The sequence below is a fragment of the Listeria immobilis genome (assembly GCF_014322845.1).
GTDB lineage: Bacteria > Bacillota > Bacilli > Lactobacillales > Listeriaceae > Listeria > Listeria immobilis.
The window spans coordinates 189292-214444 of the sequence record NZ_JAASUA010000005.1; the positions used below are offsets into that span (position 1 = coordinate 189292).

Sequence of the window (25153 nt, forward strand, 5' to 3'; positions counted from 1 at the left end):
ATAAAATCTTTTTAACTTTCCAGTAATTTTTTTAGTACACATAATTAATATAACTTATAACGCTTTCTTTTTAAAATAAAAGAAGAGCATAACCAGATTTTATTCTCTGATTATGCTCTTTTCAAAACTATCGTTAGTCTAAATGATAGTAATCTAATACTACTTCAGCGACAGATTTTGCAGCAACTAATAATGCATCTTCATCAATATCAAATTTTGGATGGTGATTAAAGTAGGCAGATTCTGTTGTTTTTGGTTTTGCGCCAATGTAGAAAAATACTCCTGGGATTTTTTCTAAATAATACGCGAAATCTTCTGAACCAGAAAGCATATCATATTCAGAAACAGCAGTTAAATATTCTCCGACACCTTTTTGCAAACCAGCTACCACTTGTTCTGTTACTTTTGGATCATTGTAAAGTGGTGGGTAATCATTTGTGTAAGTTAATTCTGTCGTCACACCAAACATTGCTTCAATACCAGCAACGATTCGGTGGATTTCTGCATCTATTTTATCCCGATTTTCTGTGTTCATATAGCGAACATCGCCTTCAAGCTCTACAGCATCTTTAATAACGTTAAAGCTTCCTTTTCCGTCAAAAGAACCAATCGTAACAACACCAGTATCAAATGGATTTAAGCGACGACTAATAATTGTTTGAACAGCCGTGACAAAATAAGCACTTGCTACAATTGCGTCATTTGCCATATGTGGGGAAGAACCGTGTCCGCCAACACCTTGAATCTTCAATTTAAAATAGGTGCGACCAGCCATGGAATACCCACTATGGTAAAGAACTTCGCCAGACTCTCCAAAAGGAAAGACATGAATGCCGAATATTTGATCTAGATCATCTAAAACACCTGATTCAACAACACTTTTTGCTCCGCCTGGTGGTGTTTCTTCTGCATGTTGATGTATGATTTTTATTGTTCCGGGAATGTCTTCTTTTAAGGAAATTAAGCAATCTGCCAAAACAAGTAAGTATGCTGTATGTCCATCATGTCCACAAGCATGCATAACTCCTTCATTTTTAGATTTAAACGGCAGACCCGTTTCTTCCGTTACTGGAAGCGCATCAAAATCAGCTCGTAATCCAATTGTTTTCCCTGGTTTTCCACCTTTGATGGTAACAACAATTGCATGACCATTTCCGACTTCCGTTGCAATTTCTACATCTTTCCCTTTGTAAAAATCTTGGATGTATTTTGCCGTTTCTGCTTCATGAAAAGATAGTTCTGGATTCTCATGTAAATGACGTCTAATTTGAATAATTTCATCTTTACGTTCATCAAGCATTTTCATTAATTGCGTACGCATACTACAGCCTCCTTATTCTTTTGCAGCTTTAAGTGGTGCCGTTTTTTTCGCTTTTGGTGTAGTGACAACAACAGAGATAAGAGATACTACACAGAAAGCCACGTTAGTTAATAGTCCAATCATTGCTGCTAAATTAACATCGCCTGCAATTGTAAGTACTCCATAAATTGTTGCTGAAATAGCTACGCCGAATGAACCACCTAGAGAACTAGCCATTTTGTAAATACCTGAAGCTACGCCAACTTTATCTTCTGGTGCGTTTGAGATTGCAGTATCTGTGGAAGGTGTTGCATACATACCCAAACCAACTCCAAATAATGCAAAACCGATAAATACTAATACTGTATAAAGAACACCTGGAATGAAAGTAAGTGCCATTAGCGCAATACCAACAGCTGTAATAGCAGAACCAAGAATCATTGGTTTACGAGCACCAACACGTTGTAATATTTTTTCACCGACACGAATCATACCTAATACGCAAACCAAGTAACCGATTGATAACATTCCAGATTGGAAAGCAGTAAAGCCACGACCAACTTGAACATATGTGTTAGCAACAACTAATGTTCCAGCTGCAGCATTTAATAAAAAGTTAGACAATGTTGCGCCTGTATAAGCTTTATTATTGAATAAAGAGAAATCAATAAAGCCATTTGCTTGGCGAAGTTCTACACGGAAGAAGATCCCAGCAGATAAAAGGAATACAACTAACATAATAATAGTTGTTGGGCTAGTCCAACCGAAACTAGAACCACGAGTAATAATAAGATTTAAACAAACCATTGCAATAACGAAAAGAACAAGTCCTAAAGAGTCAAATTTTGCTTTTGTTGTTTGAACAACTTTGCTTTCTGGTGTGCCTTTAATTAATAACATACCTAGAAGTGCGAATACGATAGAGAAGATAAAAATCCAACGCCATCCCATATAAGTAGCAATTGCGCCACCAGCAAACGAACAAATACCAGAGCCGCCCCATGATCCGATTGACCAATAGCTTAATGCTCTTTGTCTGTCTGCTCCGTCAAAATAAGTTTTCATAAGTGCTAATGTTGCAGGCATAATACATGCAGCAGAAAGCCCTTGAATAATACGACCAATAATTAATAATGTTGCACCTTGTGTAATAACAAGTAGTAGTGAACCGATAATACTAAGAATAAGACCGATATATGTTAATTTCATACGACCAAATTTATCCGCTAATCCACCAGCTACTACGATGAAAATACCGGAAAATAGTGCAGTTAAACTAATAGCGACACTGAGTAAACTTGATGAAATTCCAAGATCATCTTGAACTGCTGGTACGATATTAACCATTGATTGTGCAAACAGCCAAAATGTAATAACACCAAATACAATCCCCACGATAAGTTTATTTGTACCTTTATATTCTGTTGTTGCCATTATTTATTCTCTCCTTTTAGGTAATCTAAGACACAAGCACCCATTGCTTTTGAGGCAATTAGTAATGCATCTTCATTAATGTCGAATTTTGGATGATGATGCGGGTAGGCATGGCCATCTGCTGGCATAGCTCCAACATAGAAAAATACGCTTGGACGTTCTTGGGCATAATAAGCAAAGTCTTCGGATGGTGGTTGTGGTTCACAACGAACGATATCAGTTACTTCTGGAATTGCTGCATCTTTTAGTGATTCAACAACAAATTCAGTTAAAGCGACATCATTGTTTAATACTGGATAATCATTTTTGTATTCCAGTTCACAAGTAACACCAAACATTGCTTCAAGTCCGCTAGCAATACGTTTTACTTCTTTTTCGATTGTATTACGTGTTTCTTCTGACATAGAGCGAACATCGCCTTCAAGTTCAACAGCATCTTTAATTACATTAAAACTACCTTTTCCATCAAAAGAACCGATTGTAATAGAACCTACATCAAATGGATTTAAGCGACGACTAATAATTGTTTGAACAGCTACAACAAATTCACTTGCTGCTACAATCGCATCGTTAGCTAAATGTGGTGAAGAACCATGTCCGCCTTGTCCTTGAACTTTTAATTTAAAGTAAGAACGACCTGTTTGAATAGCTCCTTCACGATAATATACTTCCCCAGTTTTCATTGTGGACATAACGTGAATTCCAAGTACATTATCAACGCCATCAAGCGCTCCATCACCAATCATTTGAATTGCGCCACCTGGAGGAGTTTCTTCTGCATGTTGGTGCAAAATAACAATTTTCCCTGTTAGCTCATCTTTCATTTCAATCAGTGTTTCTCCTAAAATTAGCATATAAGCTGTATGTCCATCATGACCACAAGCATGCATCACACCTGGATTTTGTGAAGCAAAAGGTAATCCAGTTTCTTCTTGAATTGGCAAAGCATCAAAGTCAGCACGAATGGCAAGTGTTTTACCTGGTTTTCCTGAATCAATTGTTACAACAACACCATTGCCACCTACATGAGTGCGAACATCACAGTCCATATCTTTATAAAAATCGGCAACATATTTTGCTGTATCTTCCTCTTGGAAAGAAAGTTCAGGATGTTCATGTAAATAACGACGAATTTCGATCATGCGATTTTGTTTTTCATCTAATTTTTGGAATAATTTTTCTTTCAATGTCTAAACCTCCATTTAATATACTCGCGCTGGCCAGAACACGAGTATTTATCGTTGCATACTTATTATAAGAAAAAAACGGCTAAAAGAAGTTTGTTTTTTTGCTTACTTTTGGCTTGATTATTTTTTCTTTTTTATTTCCATTAACGGGATGTCAAAAATTCGGTGCTTAGGGTATAAAAAAAGTTCAACTCAATTGAGCTGAACTTTTATATCGTATGTCTAAATTCGTAAAAATGAATCGCATTAATATCTAGATACGCATAAAATGACCAATCTTCTGTAATAGTTTCATCACTTACTGTTAAAGTGGGTTGAGAGGCATCTACTATATAGTCCAAAATCTCTTTATCCAGGCCATGTTTACTATTTAGCTGCCAATATTTGGAGTATAGCGCACCATTATCACGGTCAAATTGCCATTTACGTACTTGGTATTCACCTGCTTCTAGTCCCTGCATTCGAATATGAACTTCTTTGCGCTCTTCTTTTAAAAATTTCTCTTCTACCGCATAACGCGGATTAATCGTTGCGCTATTCATTAAAATAAGCTGATAACCATCTTCATGTTTCGTAATAATATAATCTTCCCCTTCAGCAACAACTAACCCTTTCAGACGTTTTAAAAATTTAACTGCATAAAACGCCGGGCGCTTCCCATTGAAGAAGTGAAACATTTCCAGTCCATCAAGGCTGATATTTAACTGACTATCATCCCCTTCATGCAGTTCGGTATTTATCCAAAATCCCAGTGCACTAACTTCTGGTGCCAAATCTAACATTGTTTTTAATACTAATGCTCCGCGGAAAAAAGTTCCATTTGTATGTCTGGTATTCCCAGTAAGTGTGTTCCAATTAATTAACATCATTGGCTTATTTATATGATGATGTTTTAAAAATGCTTTAAGTTTTAGTGTTTTAGCCAAACAATAATCTTCAGAAATCAAAAAGGATTTAATATCTTCATTTGAAAAATCTACTGCTTCATTTTGATTAGCATTAAAAGAAATAAAATCAATTTGATCTGGAAAATCTAAAAACCATTTGTGCTGACTTGGAACCGCATTTTTAGATAAAGAAAATGGTACAAAATTACCCACTTGAATTGCTGGAAGTATCGATTTGATTGTTTCTTGTACTTTTATATAAAGCCGCTTTAAATCTTCTTTTTTAGCTGAGGTATATTTGGGTTCAAAAAACATAAAATGCCATTTTGAAACAAACTCTCTACCAAACATTTGAATGGAATGTCTTAAAAAATGGTCCAAACGCTGAAAGACATTTTGCTCATCTCTTGAAATATCTTGATACTCTAAACGAATAAATAATTGAAGATTTTGCTGCTTTAAGAAGGTAAGTGCTAAATCAGCTTTTGCATATGGTGAGGAAGTCGGAACTAATTCATCTGTTTCCGCTTCTGGCAAAAAAGTAGAACCGCCAAATAAGTGCCTAACTCCGATATAATTAACGCCAAGTTCATCACGAGTGGTAATAATTTGCTTTTGCACTTCTTCTTTTAATACTTCTTTTAGTTCACCTATAGTTAAAATATGAATATTATTGGATAAATTACGAGGTGTGTTATGCGTCACATTAATCGTTTTTTTCTCAAATGGCGCCTCGTTCAATGCAACCCCAGGCTCCATTTCTTGATAAAGACTTGCCAATTTAATTAACATTTCTGATGTTGGCTTTATTTGTTCCATACTACTGCTAATTTGTGTTTCTGCTTGCTCTTCTGTTTGCTTATAATCCGAATGATGCTTTGCTCTATATTCACTCGGCGTTATATTAAAATGGAATTTAAACACTTCCGAAAAATGTTTCTGACTCGAAAAACCATTTTTCAGGGCAATTTCCGTTATATTTTCTGTTGAATACATTAAGCTCTGCAATGCGTGTTTCAATCTAACTTCTGTTAAGTATTGCAAAAAACCAAGTCCAGTAGTCTTTTTAAAATACCGAGATAAATAAGCTTCACTTAAAAATTCTTTTTGAGCAAATTCTCTAAGTGACAACGCCTCATCAAAATGTTCCTCTACTTCCCTAATCATTCGAGAGATACGTTTATCATTGACTTCTTTTCGAGTAGAAGACGGAATTTCTTTTTTAAAAAACCGTGTCAATAGCAATAAAATTTGGAACAAAGCAGTTTGTGCCTCAAGTTTACTAGAATGGTTTTTTGTCACGGAGGTAATTAGAAGCTCGCTAACTGATTTTCGTAAAGACCCAACAACCCGTTCTCTTCCGGGATCACTATCCTTGGAGAAGAATTTAAAGGAATGTTGGAAATAATCTTCATAATAATTAGCAAAAAATGTGTCGGTAATTGTTAAGTTAATAATTAAATTAGTCGTATCACCTTGAATAGTATAAAATGTGTTACGATCTAAAACTAAGATGTCGCCTTCTTCCAAATCAAACTTTTCTTCGGCGATCTTAATGGTTATTTTTCCAGAAAAAGCAAAAATAATTTTCGTTCCTAGTGAAATATCTGAAGTTGGTTTTTTAACACGTTCAATGCCAATGGTATAGTCTTTTAAGTGAGGCACTCTCATTCACTCCTTTGTATAGCATGTCCGAATTATTTAGTTAGCATTATTTCTTTAAAAATGCACCTTTTCCGAAAAACTCAATGACTTGAGGCATTACTTGATATAAGCGTGTGGCAATATTCATTACGAACGGCAAGTTAATTTCTCGACGTTTTGTTCCCATAATTTGCACTGTTTTGCGTGCTACTTTTTCAGGTTTTAATACGAGTTTTCCTACCGTTTCTAAATAGTTACCCGATTTATCCGCAACATCAAAAAAATTCGTCGCGATTGGTCCCGGGTTGATTGTTGTAACGTTGATTTTATGAGGGCTCAATTCTAAACGAAGTGCATTGGAGAATCCTAAAACTGCATATTTTGTTGCTGAATAAACGGTTGATTTTGGTGTTGCAATTTTAGCAGCTTGAGACGCAATATTAATAATATGCCCAGACTTACGCGCTTGCATTTTTGGCAAAAGTAATTGCGTTAATTGAATTAATCCAAGAACATTTGTGTCAAACATTTTTTCAACTGTTTCAAATGGAATATCTACTGCATTTTCAAATAAACCAAATCCCGCACAGTTTACTAGCACATCCACATTATAAGCTTGATTTACTTTTTCACTTACTTGTTTTATTTGTTCAAAATCGGTCATATCTAACGTAAAATATTCAGCATTAACTGCAAAATTCGTGGTAACTTCCTTTTGCAAATGGATTAATTTTTCTGTGCTTCTCGCTGTAATAATAACATTTGCTCCTGAAGCGGCAATTTGTCTTGTAATTTCTGCACCAAGTCCACTAGAAGCCCCTGTAATTAATACGGTTTTATTCTTTAAAAAAGCATTCATTTTATCACTCTCCTATTTGGAAAACAGCTAAGTCGTAGGCTATCTCCGTATTTTCAAAAACAGATTTTGCTTCTATTAATAGTGACTTGCTTGCTTCACGGTCATATCTGGAGCTAATATGAGTGAGAATTAATTTTTTAACGCCTGCTTTTTTTGCAAGTTCTGCTGCTTGAATAGTTGTAGAATGCATATATTCTGCGGCCATCTTCCCTTTATCGCCTTCAAATGTCGCCTCATGAACAAGTATATCAGCGTCTTTAGCTAAGGCTAATTCGTTTGCTGTTTCTCTTGTATCGCCAAAAATACTAATAATTTTCCCTTTTTGCGGTTCACCAATATAATTATTGCCATCAATTTCTCGTCCATCAGGCAGTGTGACTACTTCGCCATTTTTTAATTTTTGGAAAATCGGACCTGCTTCTACCCCATCAGCTTTTAATTTGGCTGCATTCAGAGCGCCTTGCTTATCTTTTTCAACAATACGGTAGCCAAAACTAGTCAGCCCATGATCTAATTCATCAGCAGTAATACAAAACATCTTATCTTCAAAAATAATTCCTGGCTCAATCTCTTCAAAAATAATTTTATATGTCAATCTTGTACCACTTAATTTTAGTGATGTTTCTACGTAAGCTTTAATTCCTACTGGTCCATAAATGGTTAAATCAGTATCGCCACCTTGAAATGAGCGACTGCTAAGTAAGCCTGGCAAACCAAAAATATGGTCACCATGCATATGAGTAATAAAGATACATTCTAATTTGCTTAATTTTATTTGGCTTCGTAAAATTTGATGTTGAGTCGCTTCCCCACAGTCAAATAACCAAATTGCATTTCGTTCATTTAGCATTGATAGTGCAATGGATGTGACGTTACGGCCTCGTGACGGTACGCCTGCTCCAGTTCCTAAAAAAACAAGTTCCATTTTCGTTCCAGTCCTTTCCCAGTTCGTGTCTTATTTTATCATATTCTTAAAGGAACAGGAAATAAACATTTTTCTAGTAAAACCCTTATAATTCAGAAATAACTGTCAAATTAAAAAAATAATCAGTTCAAACAGTTGCACAAATGCTTCTTTATAGATAAAATAGTATGGACTAATGAGGAAATTTAATAGCTCATTTATTAAAGGCCTTTTTTTATGGGGTTCTTTTTCAAACTAGGAGAATAGATTCTAGTAGCTAATTTTTGCCATTAAAGAGAACAAGAAAGAGGGTAAATGACGTATGACAGATGAGTTAGAACAAAAAGCATTGATTACTATTTTTGGCGGTACGGGAGATTTGGCAAATCGCAAACTTTACCCTTCGCTATATCATCTATTTAGTAAGGGCTCCCTAGGCGATAATTTTGCTGTCATTGGAACAGCTCGTCGTGAATGGAGTAATGAATTCTTCCGTGATAAAGTGAAAGAATCAATTAAAGACATTGATGGTTCTGAAAAAAATGCAGATGCTTTTGCTTCTCATTTCTACTATCAATCTCATGACGTTACTAATAAAGATTCCTACGTAAAACTTAAAGATTTATCGGATGAATTAGATGCAAAATATGAGCTAGATGGTAATCGTTTATTCTATCTTGCTATGGCGCCAAATTTCTTTGGAACAATTGCAAACCGTATCAAATCTGAGGGCTTTGTTGATACAAAAGGCTTCCATCGTTTAATCATCGAAAAACCATTTGGTCATGATTTAGCGAGTGCAGAAGAATTAAATAGTTCGCTTCGTCAAGCTTTTAATGAAGATGAAATTTATCGTATTGATCATTACTTGGGTAAAGAAATGATTCAAAATATCTCGGTCATTCGATTTGCTAATTCGATTATTGAGTCGCTATGGAATAATCGTTACATTGATAATATCCAAGTGAGTTTAACAGAAGTACTTGGTGTGGAAGATCGCGGTCGTTACTACGATGAAAGTGGCGCTCTTCGCGATATGGTTCAAAATCATATTCTTCAAATTGTCTCATTGTTAGCAATGGAACCACCAATTAACTTAACTACACGTGAAATTCGCCATGAAAAAGTACGTGCGCTTCGTTCATTACGTGTTTTTGAAGGGAAAGAAGTACATCAAAACTTTATCCGTGGTCAGTATGGTCCTGGTGAAGTAAATGGCAAAGAATTAAAAGGTTATCGTCAAGAAGATAATGTTGATCCACATTCGAATACCGAAACCTTTGTTGCTGCTAAACTTGAAATTGATAACTTCCGCTGGGCTGGCGTTCCATTTTATATTCGTACCGGAAAACGTCTTGCTAAAAAAACAACACAAATTGCGATTCAATTCAAAGATGTCCCGCTTAATTTATTTGGACAACAACAATCCCTCGGTGGAAATGTTCTTGTTATTCATATTCAACCTGATGAAGGTATTACACTTCACTTAAATGTAAAAGAACCTGGTCAAGGAATGGTGACTATGCCTGTGAATTTAAATTATATTCACTCTTCGCCGGACGGTATGAATACACCAGAAGCATACGAAAAGCTCATTTTAGATTGTTTACGCGGAGACGCTACATACTTCTCTCATTGGGATGAAGTTTCACTATCTTGGAACTTTATTGACCGTGTAGCAGATGTTTGGACAAATACAAAAGATCATTTCCCTAACTATAAATCCGGCTCATTTGGACCAAAAGAAGCAGATGACTTGATTCAACGTGACGGATTTCAGTGGTTCCCAATTGATTAATTTAAAAACCAGAAATAGGACTAATTCTCCTACTTCTGGTTTTTTTGTATGCTTGCAAAAGCCCTTTAACATGTTAGAATAGAGTTAATCAACTAGTTAAAGGAGCTCATATAATGGCTGAAAATATTGATGATTATTTAGAAAAAGGCATGTATGGGGCAAAAGAAATCAATCCAGCTGAGAAGAAAAAGTATTTGGGAACATTTCGTGAACGCGTATTAGTTGCACTTACGAAAGAAGAAGTTTTATCGCAACAATTGCTTCCTGAACTAGAAAAAGCAATACTTGAAACTCCCGATTCCAAACTTCTCTTAAATGGATTATTACATTATAATTCCATGCGACCATACATTAAACTTGCAGAAAAATGCCAACATGAATTTTCTATTGTTAGCCGTTTAGAGGGCGAAACAGAGATTTATCTTGTTCTTGCTTGCCAAAAAGAAGTTAACAAAGAAGATATTCATTTATATAAAGAAGAATCCCCAGTGGAAACCGAAGAAGAACCTCTTTCGCTCCTTGAAAAAGTGCGGAAGTTATTCAATTAAGTTTCTCGCTTATTTATTTAGGAGGTTAATTTATGCTACATGTTATTACACTGTCACTTGCCATATTGATGTCTTTACAAACGATTTATTTCTTTATTCGTAAAAACATCAACATGGGCGTAATGTTCTTGCTTATCACTGCTGCACTTCTTTTACTTAGTACTATTTAATGGAATTCCTGTCTCCACTGCTTGTTTTAACTTTTGCTGCATTATTCCAATTCCTGTTGAACCCGAAAGTGGGAACTCAAAAACTTGCTTATTATCCGTAATCGCTGCTAATAACCCTCTGAACTTTTCCCCGCCCAACATTGGGATTTGTTCAGTAGGGTCTATTTGTAGTCCTTGCCACATCTTCCTTAGATCTGCTAGCTGTATAGTATCCTGACCCACACCTCTACTTGTAAAACGGACATCGTAAGTTTCCTGAACCATATCTGTCGGTCTAAGAAAACCATATTTAGGAGATAGAATTAAATAGTTTTCTGCAAATTTTTCCGCATATGCTTTACTTAAACGATGAAATGTTCCCGTATACGCTTCGCTAGCTTTAACGGCTCCGATATTTGGAAATTTATCCCATATTTTTGGTTTACCTGACGCAATTATTATTAGCTCTTGCTTATTGGAAATTCCCATGTCATCACTCTTCCTTGTCGCTCAAAAACATCCTTTTCTTCTATATGTATTAATTGATTGTGTTTTAGTACTCGAATAGAAGCTTCGTTGTTATCATAGCAACGTGCAAAAATACGGTGAATTACTGGCTGTTTTTCTAACCATGTAATCATTCCAATTAATGCTTCTTTCATATAACCTTTATTTTGGTAATCTGGTACAATACTGTAGCCAATTTCAATTTCCCCAGTTTCATCAGGAGTTCCTTGACCACCAATTTCTCCGATAATTTTATTTTCTTCTTTAAGTACAACAAGTCTCGTCCATTTAATCATTCGATCGTCTTTTTTTACATTTTCTAAAACATATGGCAGGTAAAAAAAGAATTCAATTCCTGGCCAGTCTTTGGAAACATGGTAACCACTTGCCTTTTCTAAATTTTCCGTCCCTTTAATCGTTGCTTGAATCATCTCGAGTGTATAATTAATCAATATTAGTCTTTCTGTCTCTATAATGTCCACCACTAAACCCGGCTTTCCTACTAATTTATTACTTTCAATTTAGCAGAATTATGTATGTTTGCGCAACTATTGTGTCATTTATTATTTAAAAATTAAAAATAAAACTATTCTGACTATATGATTGACCTTTATTTTTTGAATGCGCTTCCATTTAAGTTATACTTTAAATATAAGACCAGGTACTAATTTCACTTCCAAGTTTAAGTTGCTTGAATTGTGCAAACTAACGGAAAACTTTCAAAATAACAATTGACAATCGCTTACCAACCGTTTATATTTAGTAATAACATAACATTTCTTGATATTCATTGTTTTCAAAAATGTGCGACTAATCGAAAATCTAAAACCATTTAATGAAGGGGATAATGACTTATGAAAACGACTAAATCTGTCATTACAATTTTATTACTCTAGAAGGGCTTTGAACACTGTAGCAATTTACAGTAGTTTGAGTCCTGTTTACATTAAATGGGATTCTTGCAAAGCATCCCATTGTTTTCATCATTGGGATGCTTTTTCTTTAGCCAGATTTCGAATTCTCAAGCAAAAAACAGCTATCAAGTGAGCAATTACTATCTACTATACTTTAATGCCACGCTATTTTGTGAATTCTAAAAATTCAGCGTCGGCAAATAATTCTTAATTAGAAATGGGGTAAAGTCATATGCGTAGTGACAAAATAAAAAAAGGTGTCGACCAAGCACCAGCAAGAAGTTTGCTGCATGCTACAGGTCAAATTAAAAGTCCAGGTGATATGGATAAACCATTTATCGCGATTTGTAATTCTTATATTGATATTGTTCCTGGCCATGTTCACTTGCGAGAGCTTGCTGATGTCGCGAAGGAAGCAATTAGAGAAGCTGGCGGTATCCCGTTTGAATTTAATACGATTGGTGTAGACGATGGTATTGCAATGGGACATATTGGAATGCGTTACTCCCTACCCTCTCGTGAAGTTATTGCAGATGCAGCTGAAACAGTAATTAATGCGCACTGGTTTGATGGTGTCTTTTATATTCCAAACTGCGACAAAATTACTCCTGGTATGCTGCTTGCTTCGGTTCGTACTAACGTTCCTGCCATTTTCTGTTCAGGTGGTCCAATGAAAGCTGGATTATCTGCTCATGGGAAAGCCTTAACACTTTCTTCTGTTTTTGAAGCAGTTGGCGCATTTAAAGATGGTAGCATGTCTCAAGAAGATTTTCTGGATATGGAAGCAAATGCCTGTCCAACATGTGGATCATGTGCTGGAATGTTTACAGCTAACTCAATGAACTGTTTAATGGAAATTCTTGGAATGGCGGTTCCTGGAAACGGTACTACACTTGCTGTTTCTGATGCTCGTCGCGATCTTATTCGACAATCCGCTTTCCACTTAATGGATTTAGTAAAAAAAGATATTCGACCTCGTGACATCATAACAAAAGATGCGATTGACGATGCTTTTGCACTAGATATGGCAATGGGCGGATCTACCAATACTGTTTTACATACACTCGCACTTGCAAATGAAGCCGGTATTGAAGACTATGATTTGGAACGGATCAATGATATTGCTAAGCGTGTTCCTTATCTTTCTAAAATTGCCCCTTCTTCTTCTTACTCTATGCATGATGTTCATGAAGCTGGTGGTGTTTCCGCTATTGTCAAAGAACTTGTTGACCTAGGTGGAGCAATCCATCCCGACCGAATCACAGTTACCGGAAAAACCATTCGTGAAAACGTAGCAGATGCAAAAATTAATAATACCGATGTCATTCACCCAAAAGAAAATCCGTATAGTCCTGTTGGTGGACTTTCGATGTTATTTGGAAATATCGCACCCAAAGGAGCCGCGATTAAAGTTGGTGGTGTTGATCCTTCTGTTAAAGTTTTTAAAGGAGAGGCTATCTGTTTTAGTTCCCATGATGAAGCGGTAGAAGCAATTGATAATCATACTGTACGTGAAGGACATGTTGTTGTTATTCGTTATGAAGGTCCTAAAGGCGGTCCTGGAATGCCAGAAATGCTTGCACCAACGAGTAGTATTGTTGGGCGTGGTCTTGGAAAAGATGTAGCGCTTATAACAGACGGTCGCTTTTCTGGAGCTACTCGCGGAATCGCAGTTGGTCATATTTCTCCTGAAGCAGCAGCGGGTGGTCCTATTGCACTTGTACATGATGGTGATATTATCACTATTGACTTACCAAACAGAACTTTAAACGTAGAAGTTTCTGATGAAGTTTTAGAAGCGAGAAGAAAAGAGTTACCTAAATTTAAAGCTAAAGTAAAAACTGGTTACCTTGCAAGATATACAGCATTAGTAACAAGCGCTCATACAGGTGGTATCTTGCAAATCCCAGAAGATTTAATCGACTAAAAAACGAGGTGATAAGCGTGATTGATACGACAAAGAACAATGAAAAAACAACAGAAAAGACTAGTAAAAGTGGCGCAGAACTATTAATTGATGCCTTAAAGAAGCAGCGTGTCGAAATGATTTTTGGTTATCCTGGTGGCGCGGTTTTGCCTCTATATGATGCCTTTTATGATTGCGATATTCCACATATTCTAACAAGACATGAACAAGGAGCCATCCATGCAGCTGAGGGATATGCTCGAGTAACTGGAAAGCCAGGCGTAGTTGTTGTTACTAGTGGTCCAGGTGCTACTAACGTTTTAACAGGGATTGCAGACGCGATGAGCGATTCGATTCCACTTGTTATTTTTACAGGTCAAGTTCATACTCCTGGAATTGGAAAAGACGCTTTTCAAGAAGCTGATATGATTGGTTTAACTATCCCTATTACTAAATACAATTATCAAGTACGTGATGTTCGTGATTTGCCAAAAATTGTTAATGAAGCTTTTCATATTGCTAATACTGGTCGTAAGGGTCCCGTGGTCGTTGATATTCCAAAAGATATGGGAATTATTCAAACCGATACAGTTTATCCGGACACAATTGATTTGCCGGGTTATCAACCAACGTATTCACCGAACCCACTTCAACTTGAAAAATTGATGCAAGCTTTATCTGCTGCGAATAAACCACTTATTTTAGCTGGAGCTGGCGTCAATCATTCCCGCGCAACAGCGGAACTTTTAGAATTTGCTGAACGCTATCAAATTCCAATTGTAAACACACTGCTCGGTCTTGGAAGTTTCCCACAAAATCATGATTTATTTTTAGGAATGGGTGGAATGCATGGCTCTTATGCAGCTAATATGGCATTAACCGACTGCGACTTGCTAATCAATTTTGGTTCAAGATTTGACGATCGTCTAGCTAGTGCACCTAAAGAGTTCGCACCTAAAGCAACTATCGCCCATATTGATATTGATCCAGCAGAAATCGGAAAAATCATTGAAACACAAATACCCATTGTGGCTGATATTAACGAAACCATTACGCAACTATTGCAAATGGAACTACCTGTTCATCCTGACACTTCTCATTGGTACAAATTAAATATGACACGTAAAAACCGCCATCCGTTTCATTTTGATAAAACGAAAAAAGCGGAGATTAAGCCGCAACGTGTGATTGAACTTATTGGCGAAATTACACAAGGTGAAGCGCTTGTTTCTACAGATGTTGGTCAACACCAAATGTGGGCTGCACAGTTCTATCCATTTCAATTTGACCATCAAATTATTACTAGTGGCGGTCTTGGAACAATGGGCTTTGGTTTTCCAGCAGCAGTTGGCGCACAGCTTGCTTTCCCAGAAAAAACAGTTGTAGCCATTGTTGGTGATGGTGGTTTTCAAATGACCAATCAAGAGCTAGCAATTTTAAATGATTATCAAATCAATGTAAAAACAGTCATTATCAATAACGGCTCGCTTGGGATGGTTCGGCAGTGGCAAGAAAAATTCCACGGTGAAAGATATTCCCACTCCATTTTCTCGAGCCAACCAGATTTTGTGAAACTTTCAGAAGCATACGGTGTCAAGGGAGTTCGGCTTACCAATCCAGAAACGCTAGAAAAAGATTTAAGAAAAGCTTTTTCTCATCCCGGTCCGATTGTCATTGATGTCCATGTTGCAAAAGACGAACTAGTACTTCCAATGGTTCCAAGCGGTAAACCAAATCACCAAATGGAAGGGGTGGAATAAATGCGCCGAATCATTACTGCTACAGTGAATAACTCTTCTGGCGTACTAAATCGTATCACTGGGGTTATCTCCAGACGCCAATATAATATTGATAGCATTTCTGTTGGCTGGACCGAAATCCCTAATGTATCTCGGATTACTATCGTTGTCCATGTAGATTCGCTATATGAAATCGAACAAGTAACGAAGCAATTAAATAAGCAAATTGATGTGCTAAAAGTGAGTGATATTACGGATGATGCGCATATCGAACGGGAACTTGCTTTAATTAAAATCAACTCCCCCGCCGCGCTTCGATCAGAACTAAATGCAGTGATTGAACCATTTAGAGCAACTGTAATTGATGTTGGAACAAAAAATGTCGTTATCCAAGTTACAGGTACAAGCGAGAAAATCGATGCTTTCGTCGATATTATACGCCCTTACGGAATTAAACAAATGGCGCGAACAGGTGTCACTGGTTTTACAAGAAGTGCAAAAAAAATGAATTAAGTTTGTACAAAGCATGCAAGTCAGGTGCTTTGCAATATAAAAAGAAATTAGTGGAGGTTAGGAAAATGACAAAAGTTTATTATGAAGATGCAGTGAAAAATAACGTGCTAGAAGGTAAAACAGTAGCAGTAATTGGATATGGCTCGCAAGGTCATGCCCACTCTCAAAATTTACGTGATAATGGGAACCAAGTAATTATTGGTATTCGTGAAGGGAAATCTGCAGAATCAGCTCGTAATGATGGTTTTGATGTCTATTCTGTTAGTGAAGCAGCTGAAAAAGCCGATGTTATTATGATACTTTTACCGGATGAAACGCAAGGCGATACGTATGAAAAAGAAATTAAACCACACTTAAAAGCTGGGAATGCACTAGTTTTTGCTCATGGTTTTAATATCCATTTTGACGTAATTAAGCCACCTAGTGATGTGGATGTTTTCCTTGTAGCTCCAAAAGGACCTGGACATCTTGTTCGTCGTACTTTTGTTGAAGGTGGTGCGGTCCCTTCTCTATTCGCTATTTACCAAGATGCAACTGGCAATGCACGTGACACTGCCCTTTCTTATGCAAAAGGAATTGGAGCTACTCGCGCTGGCGTTATCGAAACTACTTTCAAAGAAGAAACTGAAACGGATCTATTTGGTGAACAAGCTGTCCTTTGTGGCGGGGCAACTCATTTAATTCAAGCAGGATTTGAAACACTTGTAGAAGCCGGCTACCAACCAGAACTTGCTTATTTTGAAGTACTCCATGAAATGAAATTAATTGTTGATTTAATGTATGAAGGCGGCATGGAAAAAATGCGCTATTCCATTTCTAATACAGCAGAATATGGAGATTACGTTTCTGGTCCACGTGTCGTTACAGCAGATACTAAAAAAGCGATGAAAGAAGTACTTACGGACATTCAAAATGGAAACTTTGCTAAAGCTTTTATAGATGATAATAAAAATGGCTTTAAAGAGTTCCATAGAATGCGCGCGGAACAACAAGGTCATCAAATCGAAAAAGTCGGTGCTGAACTTCGTGAAATGATGCCATTTGTGAAACCACAACATTAATACTTAAGACGATTGCTAGGTAAGAATCCTTGCCTAGCAACCGTTTATTCCATTTCATTATGAGTTTAAGAAAGAAATATTTCTTTCCTAAACTGATACTGAAAGCAGGAAAAATCCAAGCTTCCCTATCTAATATAAAACAAGAGGTGAAATCGAATGAAGAAAATCCAGTTTTTTGATACAACACTACGAGATGGCGAACAAACCCCTGGAGTTAATTTTGACGTAAAGGAGAAAATCCAGATCGCCTTACAACTCGAAAAACTCGGGATTGATGTAATTGAAGCCGGCTTTCCGATTTCTTCTCCTGGAGATTTTGAATGTGTCAAGGCCATTGCAAATGCGATTAAACATTGTTCTGTAACAGGGCTAGCTCGCTGTGTGGAAGAAGATATCAACCGAGCTGAGGAAGCGCTTAAAGAGGCTGTTTCTCCGCAAATACATATCTTCTTAGCAACTAGCGATGTACACATGAAATTTAAATTAAAAATGAGTCGGGCGGAAGTTCTCGCTTCCATTAAACACCATGTTAGTTATGCAAAACAAAAATTTGATGTCGTACAATTTTCACCAGAAGATGCCACAAGAACCGATCGAGCTTTCCTTATTGAAGCTGTTCAAACGGCAATTGATGCAGGTGCAACTGTCATAAATATTCCAGACACAGTCGGCTATACAAATCCTACTGAGTTTGGTAAATTATTCCAAGACTTGCGCCGTGAAATCAAGCAATTTGATGAGGTTACATTTGCTTCCCACTGCCATGATGACCTTGGTATGGCTACCGCAAACGCACTTGCTGCAATTGAAAATGGGGCAACTCGCGTGGAAGGAACCATCAACGGTATTGGCGAACGTGCTGGAAATACTGCACTTGAAGAAGTAGCTGTTGCTCTCCATATTCGCAAAGATTTTTATCAAGCAGAGACGAACATCATTTTAAATCAATTTAAAAATGCGAGTGATTTGGTAAGCCGTTTGTCAGGCATGCCCGTTCCTCGTAACAAAGCGGTTATCGGTGGAAATGCTTATGCACATGAATCAGGCATTCACCAAGACGGTGTGCTAAAAAACCCTGATACGTATGAAATTATTACACCAGCGCTTGTTGGTGTAGATAAAAACTCACTACCACTTGGAAAACTTTCCGGCAAACATGCATTTAATACGCGTATGGAAGAAATGGGCTATGCGTTAAACGAACAAGAACAAAAAAATGCTTTTAAACGATTTAAACAACTTGCAGATGCAAAAAAAGAAGTCACCGAAGAAGATCTTCATGCGCTGATTCTTGGTCAGTCTTCTGAGTCCTCAAAAGATTTTGAACTAAAACATTTACAAGTTCAATATGTTACTGGTGGAGTCCAAGGAGCCATTGTCCGCATTGAAGAAAAAGATGGTGTTACTACAGAAGATGCTGCAACAGGCTCTGGTAGTATTGAAGCGATTTATAACACGATTAATCGTTTAATGAAGCAATCTGTGGAATTAACGGATTACCGTATTCAAGCAATCACTGCAGGCCAAGATGCTCAAGCAGAAGTTCATGTGGTTATAAAAGATACTAAAGGTTTAGAATTCCATGGTATCGGCATTGACTTTGATGTACTAACTGCAAGTGCCAAAGCTTATTTGCACGCCTCAGGGAAAAGTAAAATTGCGAGTAACCAAGCTGATTTTGAGGAGGTAAAATAACGTGGCTTATAAAATCACCTCCCTTGCTGGTGACGGTATTGGACCAGAAATTATGACAGCTGGCATAAAAGTCCTTGAAGCAATCGCCAAAAAATATCAGCATACATTTACAATAGAATCACATCCTTTTGGTGGTGCTGCAATTGATGTAGCTGGTGTTCCACTCCCCACCACAACATTAAAAGCTTGTCAAAATGCCGATGCTATTCTACTCGGCGCAATTGGTGGGCCTAAATGGGACAATGCTACAAAACGACCAGAAGATGGATTGCTGGCACTTCGAAAGGCTCTTGGTCTTTTCGCCAATATTCGCCCCATTCAAGTTCCAAGCTCAATAACACAGCTATCCCCTTTAAAAAAGGAAATTGTTGAAGGAACTGATTTTATTGTCGTTCGTGAATTAACTGGCGGTCTATACTTTGGCGAACCTAAACATTGGGATAATAATTCAGCAGTAGATTCGTTAACTTACACGAGAGCAGAGATAGAACGAATTATCGAAAAAGCTTTTACCATTGCTGCCACTCGGAATAAAAAAGTAACTTCAGTAGATAAAGCAAATGTTCTTGCTTCTAGTAAATTATGGCGTCAAATCGCGGAAGAAGTAGCAAGTAGACATCCAGACATCACTTTAGAGCATTTATATGTAGATGCTGCGGCGATGCTTCTTATTCAGCGCCCCACTTCATTTGATGTTATTGTGACAGAAAATTTATTTGGCGATATTTTAAGTGATGAAGCTTCTGTTATTACAGGTTCGCTTGGGATGCTCCCTTCCGCTAGTCATGCTGAGAACGGTCCTTCTTTATACGAACCAATTCACGGCTCGGCACCAGATATAGCTAACCAAAATATTGCTAATCCAATGTCGATGATTTCTTCCATTTCAATGATGCTTCGTCAATCTTTCGGCCTTTTTAAAGAAGCTGATGCAATTGATAAAGCAACTGCCACAACAATGGAAGCTGGATTTTTAACTGCTGATCTTGGAGGGAATACATCCACTACTGATTTTACAAGTGAAGTACTAAAACAAATTAAAGGAGGAGAATAAAATGGGGCAAACACTATTTGATAAACTTTGGAATCGCCATGTCATTTCTGGCAAAGAAGGTGAACCGCAATTATTATATGTTGATCTCCATTTAATTCATGAAGTTACTTCTCCTCAAGCTTTTGAAGGGCTTCGTATGGAAAACAGACCACTACGTAGACCCGATAAAACTTTTGCAACGATGGATCACAATGTGCCAACAGAAGATATTTTCAACATTCAAGATCTTGTGGCTAAAAAACAAATTGAAGCACTTCAAACAAACTGTGCAGAATTTGGTGTTACGTTAGCAGATATGGGAAGTGACCGTCAAGGAATCGTTCATATGGTTGGTCCAGAAACAGGACTTACGCAACCGGGAAAAGTGATTGTTTGTGGTGATTCACATACTGCAACTCATGGCGCTTTTGGAGCAATTGGTTTTGGGATTGGCTCTAGTGAAGTAGAGCATGTCTTTGCAACCCAAACAATTTGGCAGCAAAAGCCAAAATCTATGGGAATTGAAATTAACGGGAAATTGCCAAAAGGTGTCTATGCAAAAGATATTATTTTGCATTTAATTGCCACATATGGTGTTGCCTTTGGTACTGGATATGCGGTGGAATACTACGGCGAAACGATTCGTAATATGTCAATGGAAGAGCGAATGACCATTTGTAACATGGCAATTGAAGGTGGCGCAAAAATGGGAATGATGGCACCGGATGCTACTACGTTCGAATATGTTCGCGGTCGTGAATATGCCCCTACCGATATGGAAGCAGCCATTCAAGACTGGGAAACACTTGCGACTGATGAAGACGCTACCTATGATCTTCATATCGAAATGGATGCAAGCATTTTAGAGCCATATGTTACTTGGGGAACCAATCCGGAAATGGGCGTCCCTTTCTCAAAAGCATTTCCTGAAATCAAAGATATGAACTATGAACGTGCTTATGAATATATGGGACTAGCGCCTGGTCAAAAAGCTGAACAAATTGAACTTGGTTATGTTTTTATCGGTTCGTGTACCAATGCTCGCCTGTCTGATTTGGAAGAAGCAGCACGTATTGTTAAAGGAAACAAAGTCAAAAATAATATTCGTGCTCTAGTTGTTCCTGGTTCTCGACAAGTTCGTAATGCGGCAGAAGCAATTGGACTTGATAAAATATTTAAAGAAGCTGGTTTCGAGTGGCGTGAACCAGGTTGTTCAATGTGTCTCGGTATGAATCCCGATCAGGTTCCAAATGGTGTCCACTGCGCTTCGACCTCCAACCGAAACTTTGAAGGTAGACAAGGTAAAGGCGCACGTACACATCTAGTTTCCCCGGCAATGGCTGCTGCAGCGGCGATAAATGGGCACTTTATTGATATTCGTAAGGAGGCGGTTATAAGTGGAAGCAATTAAAGTTCATATTGGTAAAACAGTTGCACTAATGAATGATAATATTGATACGGATCAAATCATTCCTAAAAGTTTTTTAAAACGAATTGAGCGCACTGGTTTTGGAGAATTCCTCTTTGATAGTTGGCGCTATTTACCTAATCGTAAACCTAATCCAGATTTCCCATTAAATGCTCCAGACCGTCAAGAAGCGACTATTTTAATTACTGGTGAGAATTTTGGCTGCGGCTCTTCTCGGGAACATGCTGCATGGGCGTTACTAGATTACCGTTTCCGTGTGATTATCGCTGGAAGTTATAGTGATATTTTTTATATGAATTGCACGAAAAATGGTGTCCTCCCTATCGTTCTGCCAAAAGAAGCACGCGAAAAATTAGCGGAACTTTCAGCAGAAGAAAAACTAACAATCGACTTACCAAACCAACAAGTTATTAGTTCGGTTGGGACTTACCCGTTCGCAATAGATGCAACATGGAAAAATAAATTTATTAATGGATTAGATGATATTGCGATTACATTTGAATATATTGATGCCATTAAAGCATATGAACAAAAAGTCGATTCGATATAAGAAAAGGTTGTGAGGATGATGGAATTAGTTGATTTATTAGTAACAGAGAAAGATGTAGAAAAAGCTTATAACGTATTAAAATCTATCGTCAGACATACACCACTCGAATATGATTTTTATCTTTCTGAAAAATATCATTGCAATGTGTATTTAAAACGAGAGGATTTACAACGTGTTCGTTCCTTTAAATTAAGAGGTGCTTTTTATGCAATTTCAAGACTTCCAGCAGAAAAATTAGAACGTGGCGTAGTTTGTGCTAGTGCTGGAAATCATGCGCAAGGTGTGGCATATACATGTAAACGTATGACAGTTCCAGCAACCATCTTTATGCCTACAACTACTCCACAGCAAAAAGTATCACAAGTAAAATTTTTCGGTGGTAGTAATGTAGAAGTAGTTTTAATTGGTGACACATTTGATGCTTCTGCGGCAGCGGCCAAAGAATTTGCTATAGAACATGGGCAAGCTTTTATCCCGCCTTTTGATGATCCAGATATTATTGCTGGTCAAGGCTCTCTTGCTGTTGAAATGGTGGCAGATTTAAATAAAGCGCATGAACAGGCTGATTATGTATTTGCTGGAATTGGTGGTGGCGGATTAATTAGCGGTGTGGCAACTTACTTAAAAGCGAAAAGTCCTATCACGAAAATAATCGGTGTCGAACCAGATGGCGCACCTTCCATGACCGAAGCCTTAAAACAAAATCAAGTCGTAAAACTAAATAAAATCGACAAATTCGTTGATGGAGCTGCGGTCAAAGAAGTTGGTAATTTAACTTTTGAACATGCGAAAGTATTGGTAGATGAAGTAACAACTATTTCAGAAGGCGCTGTTTGTTCAACGATTTTAGATATGTATACGAAACAAGCAATCGTTGCCGAACCTGCTGGCGCTCTGTCGGTTGCTGCACTTGATACCTATCGCGAGGAAATCAAAGACAAAACAGTGGTCTGTGTTATTAGCGGTGGTAACAACGACATTAATCGAATGCAAGAAATAGAAGAACGTTCCTTGCTACATGAAGGTTTAAAACATTATTTTATCGTTAATTTCTCACAAAGACCTGGAGCATTAAAAGAATTTGTTAATGATGTGCTTGGTCCACACGATGATATTACCAAGTTTGAATATACAAAAAAAGTAAATCGTGGTAATGGTCCGGTTATTATTGGCGTACTTCTCCAAAATAAAAATGATTATGAGGGGTTGCTTGAACGAGTCGCCGCATTTGACCCTAGTTATATTCCTATTAATGACAATCAAACACTATATACACTTCTTGTGTAAAAGGGTTCCTACTTTTTAGTAGGAACTTTTTTATATTACAGTTTAACACGCTGTTATAGTTGAATTTTATTTTAAAAACCAGTTTAAAATCTTTTGTTTACGGTTATAAAGTAGTATAATAAAGTTATTAAAATAAAACTGTATTATTAAATTCGTTTTTTCATATATAACAATTCAAGGAGTGGCAATTATGGACGCAGTAAGAAAAAATCGATTATTTCAGCATTCAACTATGGCAGCACTAGTTGGCGGTCTATTTAGCGGAACAACTAGTTTTAAAGAATTATTACAGCATGGAGATCTTGGTATTGGAACACTTGATGAGTTTGACGGTGAACTAATTATTTTAGACGGAGAAGCTTTTCAAATTCGTTCTGATGGTCAAGCTTATAAAGTTAAGCCAGAAGACACAACACCTTATGCTAGTACTACTTTTTTTGACGCGGATACTTCTTTTAAAGTCATGGAGCCAACAACAAAACAAAGAGTGGAAGAACAAATCGCGGAATTAGTACAAGGGCCAAATGTTTTTTATGCGGTAAAAATGACTGGAAATTTCAAATTTGTTGATACACGTGTGGTTCCCAAACAACAACGACCTTATCCGCCATTAATAGAGGCAGTGAAAGAGCAGCCAACTTATCATTTTGAATATATTACTGGGACTATTGTTGGCTTTTGGACTCCTGCTTATATTAGTGGAATCGGCGTTTCTGGTTATCATGTGCATTTCATTGATGATTTGCGAAAAATTGGTGGTCATGTGTTTGATTATGAAATGCTTGAAGGAACGATAGAAGTTGCCCAACAAACAGAATTCGAACTACAATTACCACAAACGACCGAATTCCTTAGAAGTGATTTAAGTACACCAGATATGTTAGAGCAGATTGAAGCCGCGGAAAATTAATGTTATTAATCAAAAACCAGAAATTAGATTATTCCTCTAATTTCTGGTTTTTTGATTAATTATAGTTGAAATCTATTTTATTTTGCTGTTAAAGATAGATAATCATCTGTTAATGGCATATAACCTGTTTTATTTTGGTAAGTTACTTGATACCATACACCTATGTTAGTGTCCATATCAACTTTTACTTTAGCATTTGCTGGAACTACTTGACTGATACTACTATCCCAAGTTGCTTCACTTCTTAAATTTAATGCATTGATGGCATAGTATGTTTTTAAATTTAATGGCGTTGTCACTAAGTAGTTATCGTTTAAAATCATGTAGCCTGTTTTACCAGCATAAGTGACTTTATGCCAGCCATTTGTGCCAGCTTTTACATTGACTGTTACTTTTTCACCTTTTTCTACTTTTTGAGCTACATCGCTTTCCCATGTTGCTGCACTTCTTAGATTTAAGTTATCTTTCGCGTAATAAGTTTTTAATACCGCTGTTTCAGATAGATAATCACTAGTTAACGGCATATAACCTGTTTTATTTTGGTAGGTCACTTTGTACCATGCACCTGTATTGGTGTCCATTTCAACTTTTACTTGTGCGCCTTCTGGTACTGTTTGACTGACGCTACTATCCCAATTAGCGGCACTTCTTAGATTTAACGCATTGATGGCATAGTAAGTTTTCATATTTAATGGCGTTGTCACTAAATAGTTATCATTTAAAATCATGTAGCCTGTTTTACCAGCATAAGTGACTTTATGCCAACCGTTTGTACCAGCTTTTACATTGACTGTTACTTTTTCACCTTTTTGTACTTTTTGAGCTACATCGCTATCCCATGTTGCTGCACTTCTTAGATTTAAGTTATCTTTCGCGTAATAAGTTTTTAATACCGCTGT

The 25153-nt window shown here is 37.1% G+C and carries 22 protein-coding genes; 13 read left to right on the plus strand and 9 right to left on the minus strand.

The features are described from left to right. Positions 1–133: 133 nt before the first annotated feature. The 6 genes from HCJ45_RS08680 to rnz form a co-directional block, all read right to left on the minus strand. Positions 134–1321 (minus strand): amidohydrolase, encoded by a 1188-nt coding sequence (locus HCJ45_RS08680; RefSeq protein WP_185395472.1) that lies wholly within the window; start codon positions 1319–1321, stop codon positions 134–136. A 12-nt stretch (positions 1322–1333) separates the two neighbouring features. Further along, positions 1334–2734, minus strand: coding sequence for an MFS transporter (locus HCJ45_RS08685; RefSeq protein WP_185395473.1), 1401 nt, complete (start codon positions 2732–2734; stop codon positions 1334–1336). Then, complete coding sequence (locus HCJ45_RS08690; RefSeq protein ID WP_185345467.1) at positions 2734–3876, minus strand: M20 family metallopeptidase; 1143 nt, start codon at positions 3874–3876, stop codon at positions 2734–2736. The genes HCJ45_RS08685 and HCJ45_RS08690 overlap by 1 nt, the downstream gene beginning before the upstream one ends. A 254-nt stretch (positions 3877–4130) precedes the next feature. After that, positions 4131–6473 (minus strand): helix-turn-helix domain-containing protein, encoded by a 2343-nt coding sequence (locus HCJ45_RS08695; protein WP_185395474.1) that lies wholly within the window; start codon positions 6471–6473, stop codon positions 4131–4133. Between the two features lie 46 nt (positions 6474–6519). Beyond that, positions 6520–7311, minus strand: coding sequence for an SDR family NAD(P)-dependent oxidoreductase (locus HCJ45_RS08700; RefSeq protein ID WP_185395475.1), 792 nt, complete (start codon positions 7309–7311; stop codon positions 6520–6522). Positions 7312–7315: 4 nt separating this feature from the next. Next, positions 7316–8236 (minus strand): ribonuclease Z, encoded by a 921-nt coding sequence (rnz, locus tag HCJ45_RS08705; RefSeq protein ID WP_185395476.1) that lies wholly within the window; start codon positions 8234–8236, stop codon positions 7316–7318. A gap of 301 nt (positions 8237–8537) precedes the next feature. Here rnz and zwf point away from each other — a divergent pair, with 301 nt between their 5' ends. From zwf to HCJ45_RS08720, 3 genes are all read left to right on the plus strand, one after another. After that, positions 8538–10013: a glucose-6-phosphate dehydrogenase gene (gene zwf / locus HCJ45_RS08710; protein WP_185345403.1), complete on the plus strand. Its 1476-nt coding sequence runs from the start codon at positions 8538–8540 to the stop codon at positions 10011–10013. A gap of 113 nt (positions 10014–10126) precedes the next feature. Then, positions 10127–10561 (plus strand): YueI family protein, encoded by a 435-nt coding sequence (locus tag HCJ45_RS08715; protein WP_185345406.1) that lies wholly within the window; start codon positions 10127–10129, stop codon positions 10559–10561. Positions 10562–10593: 32 nt separating this feature from the next. Then, positions 10594–10731: a hypothetical protein gene (locus HCJ45_RS08720; protein ID WP_185345409.1), complete on the plus strand. Its 138-nt coding sequence runs from the start codon at positions 10594–10596 to the stop codon at positions 10729–10731. Here the strand turns inward: HCJ45_RS08720 and HCJ45_RS08725 are convergent. Both HCJ45_RS08725 and HCJ45_RS08730 read right to left on the minus strand, forming a co-directional pair. After that, positions 10714–11199: a DUF6884 domain-containing protein gene (locus HCJ45_RS08725; RefSeq protein ID WP_185395477.1), complete on the minus strand. Its 486-nt coding sequence runs from the start codon at positions 11197–11199 to the stop codon at positions 10714–10716. The genes HCJ45_RS08720 and HCJ45_RS08725 overlap by 18 nt on opposite strands. Then, complete coding sequence (locus HCJ45_RS08730; RefSeq protein WP_185395478.1) at positions 11172–11699, minus strand: GNAT family N-acetyltransferase; 528 nt, start codon at positions 11697–11699, stop codon at positions 11172–11174. Before HCJ45_RS08730 ends, HCJ45_RS08725 begins: the two co-directional genes overlap by 28 nt. A 664-nt stretch (positions 11700–12363) precedes the next feature. On the opposite strand from HCJ45_RS08730, the gene ilvD reads away from it, so the two are divergent. The 10 genes from ilvD to budA all read left to right on the plus strand — a co-directional run bounded on the left by ilvD (position 12364) and on the right by budA (position 24254). Further along, the gene (ilvD, locus tag HCJ45_RS08735; RefSeq protein ID WP_185345419.1) at positions 12364–14058 is read left to right on the plus strand and encodes a dihydroxy-acid dehydratase; all 1695 of its coding nucleotides are present in this window, start codon (positions 12364–12366) and stop codon (positions 14056–14058) included. Positions 14059–14075: 17 nt separating this feature from the next. Further along, positions 14076–15797 (plus strand): biosynthetic-type acetolactate synthase large subunit, encoded by a 1722-nt coding sequence (ilvB, locus tag HCJ45_RS08740; RefSeq protein WP_185345422.1) that lies wholly within the window; start codon positions 14076–14078, stop codon positions 15795–15797. After that, on the plus strand, positions 15798–16289 hold the full coding sequence (ilvN, locus tag HCJ45_RS08745) for an acetolactate synthase small subunit (RefSeq protein WP_185345425.1): 492 nt from the start codon (positions 15798–15800) through the stop codon (positions 16287–16289). 65 nt (positions 16290–16354) lie between these two features. Then, positions 16355–17350, plus strand: coding sequence for a ketol-acid reductoisomerase (gene ilvC, locus HCJ45_RS08750; protein ID WP_185395479.1), 996 nt, complete (start codon positions 16355–16357; stop codon positions 17348–17350). Positions 17351–17506: 156 nt separating this feature from the next. After that, entirely contained in the window at positions 17507–19045 is a 1539-nt protein-coding gene (locus tag HCJ45_RS08755; protein WP_185395480.1) for a 2-isopropylmalate synthase, read from the plus strand. 1 nt (position 19046) lies between these two features. Next, positions 19047–20099 (plus strand): 3-isopropylmalate dehydrogenase, encoded by a 1053-nt coding sequence (gene leuB / locus HCJ45_RS08760; protein ID WP_185395481.1) that lies wholly within the window; start codon positions 19047–19049, stop codon positions 20097–20099. Position 20100: 1 nt separating this feature from the next. Further along, entirely contained in the window at positions 20101–21489 is a 1389-nt protein-coding gene (gene leuC, locus HCJ45_RS08765; RefSeq protein ID WP_185345437.1) for a 3-isopropylmalate dehydratase large subunit, read from the plus strand. After that, positions 21476–22057, plus strand: coding sequence for a 3-isopropylmalate dehydratase small subunit (gene leuD / locus HCJ45_RS08770; RefSeq protein WP_187124541.1), 582 nt, complete (start codon positions 21476–21478; stop codon positions 22055–22057). The genes leuC and leuD overlap by 14 nt, the downstream gene beginning before the upstream one ends. An 18-nt stretch (positions 22058–22075) precedes the next feature. Further along, positions 22076–23344 carry a threonine ammonia-lyase gene (gene ilvA, locus HCJ45_RS08775; protein WP_187124548.1) on the plus strand — a complete coding sequence of 423 codons (1269 nt, stop codon included), beginning with the start codon at positions 22076–22078 and terminating at the stop codon, positions 23342–23344. A gap of 190 nt (positions 23345–23534) precedes the next feature. Then, positions 23535–24254 carry an acetolactate decarboxylase gene (gene budA / locus HCJ45_RS08780; RefSeq protein WP_187124542.1) on the plus strand — a complete coding sequence of 240 codons (720 nt, stop codon included), beginning with the start codon at positions 23535–23537 and terminating at the stop codon, positions 24252–24254. Between the two features lie 77 nt (positions 24255–24331). Here the strand turns inward: budA and HCJ45_RS08785 are convergent. Next, a partial coding sequence (locus HCJ45_RS08785; RefSeq protein ID WP_187124543.1) for an SH3 domain-containing protein occupies positions 24332–25153 on the minus strand: 822 nt, incomplete at its 5' end.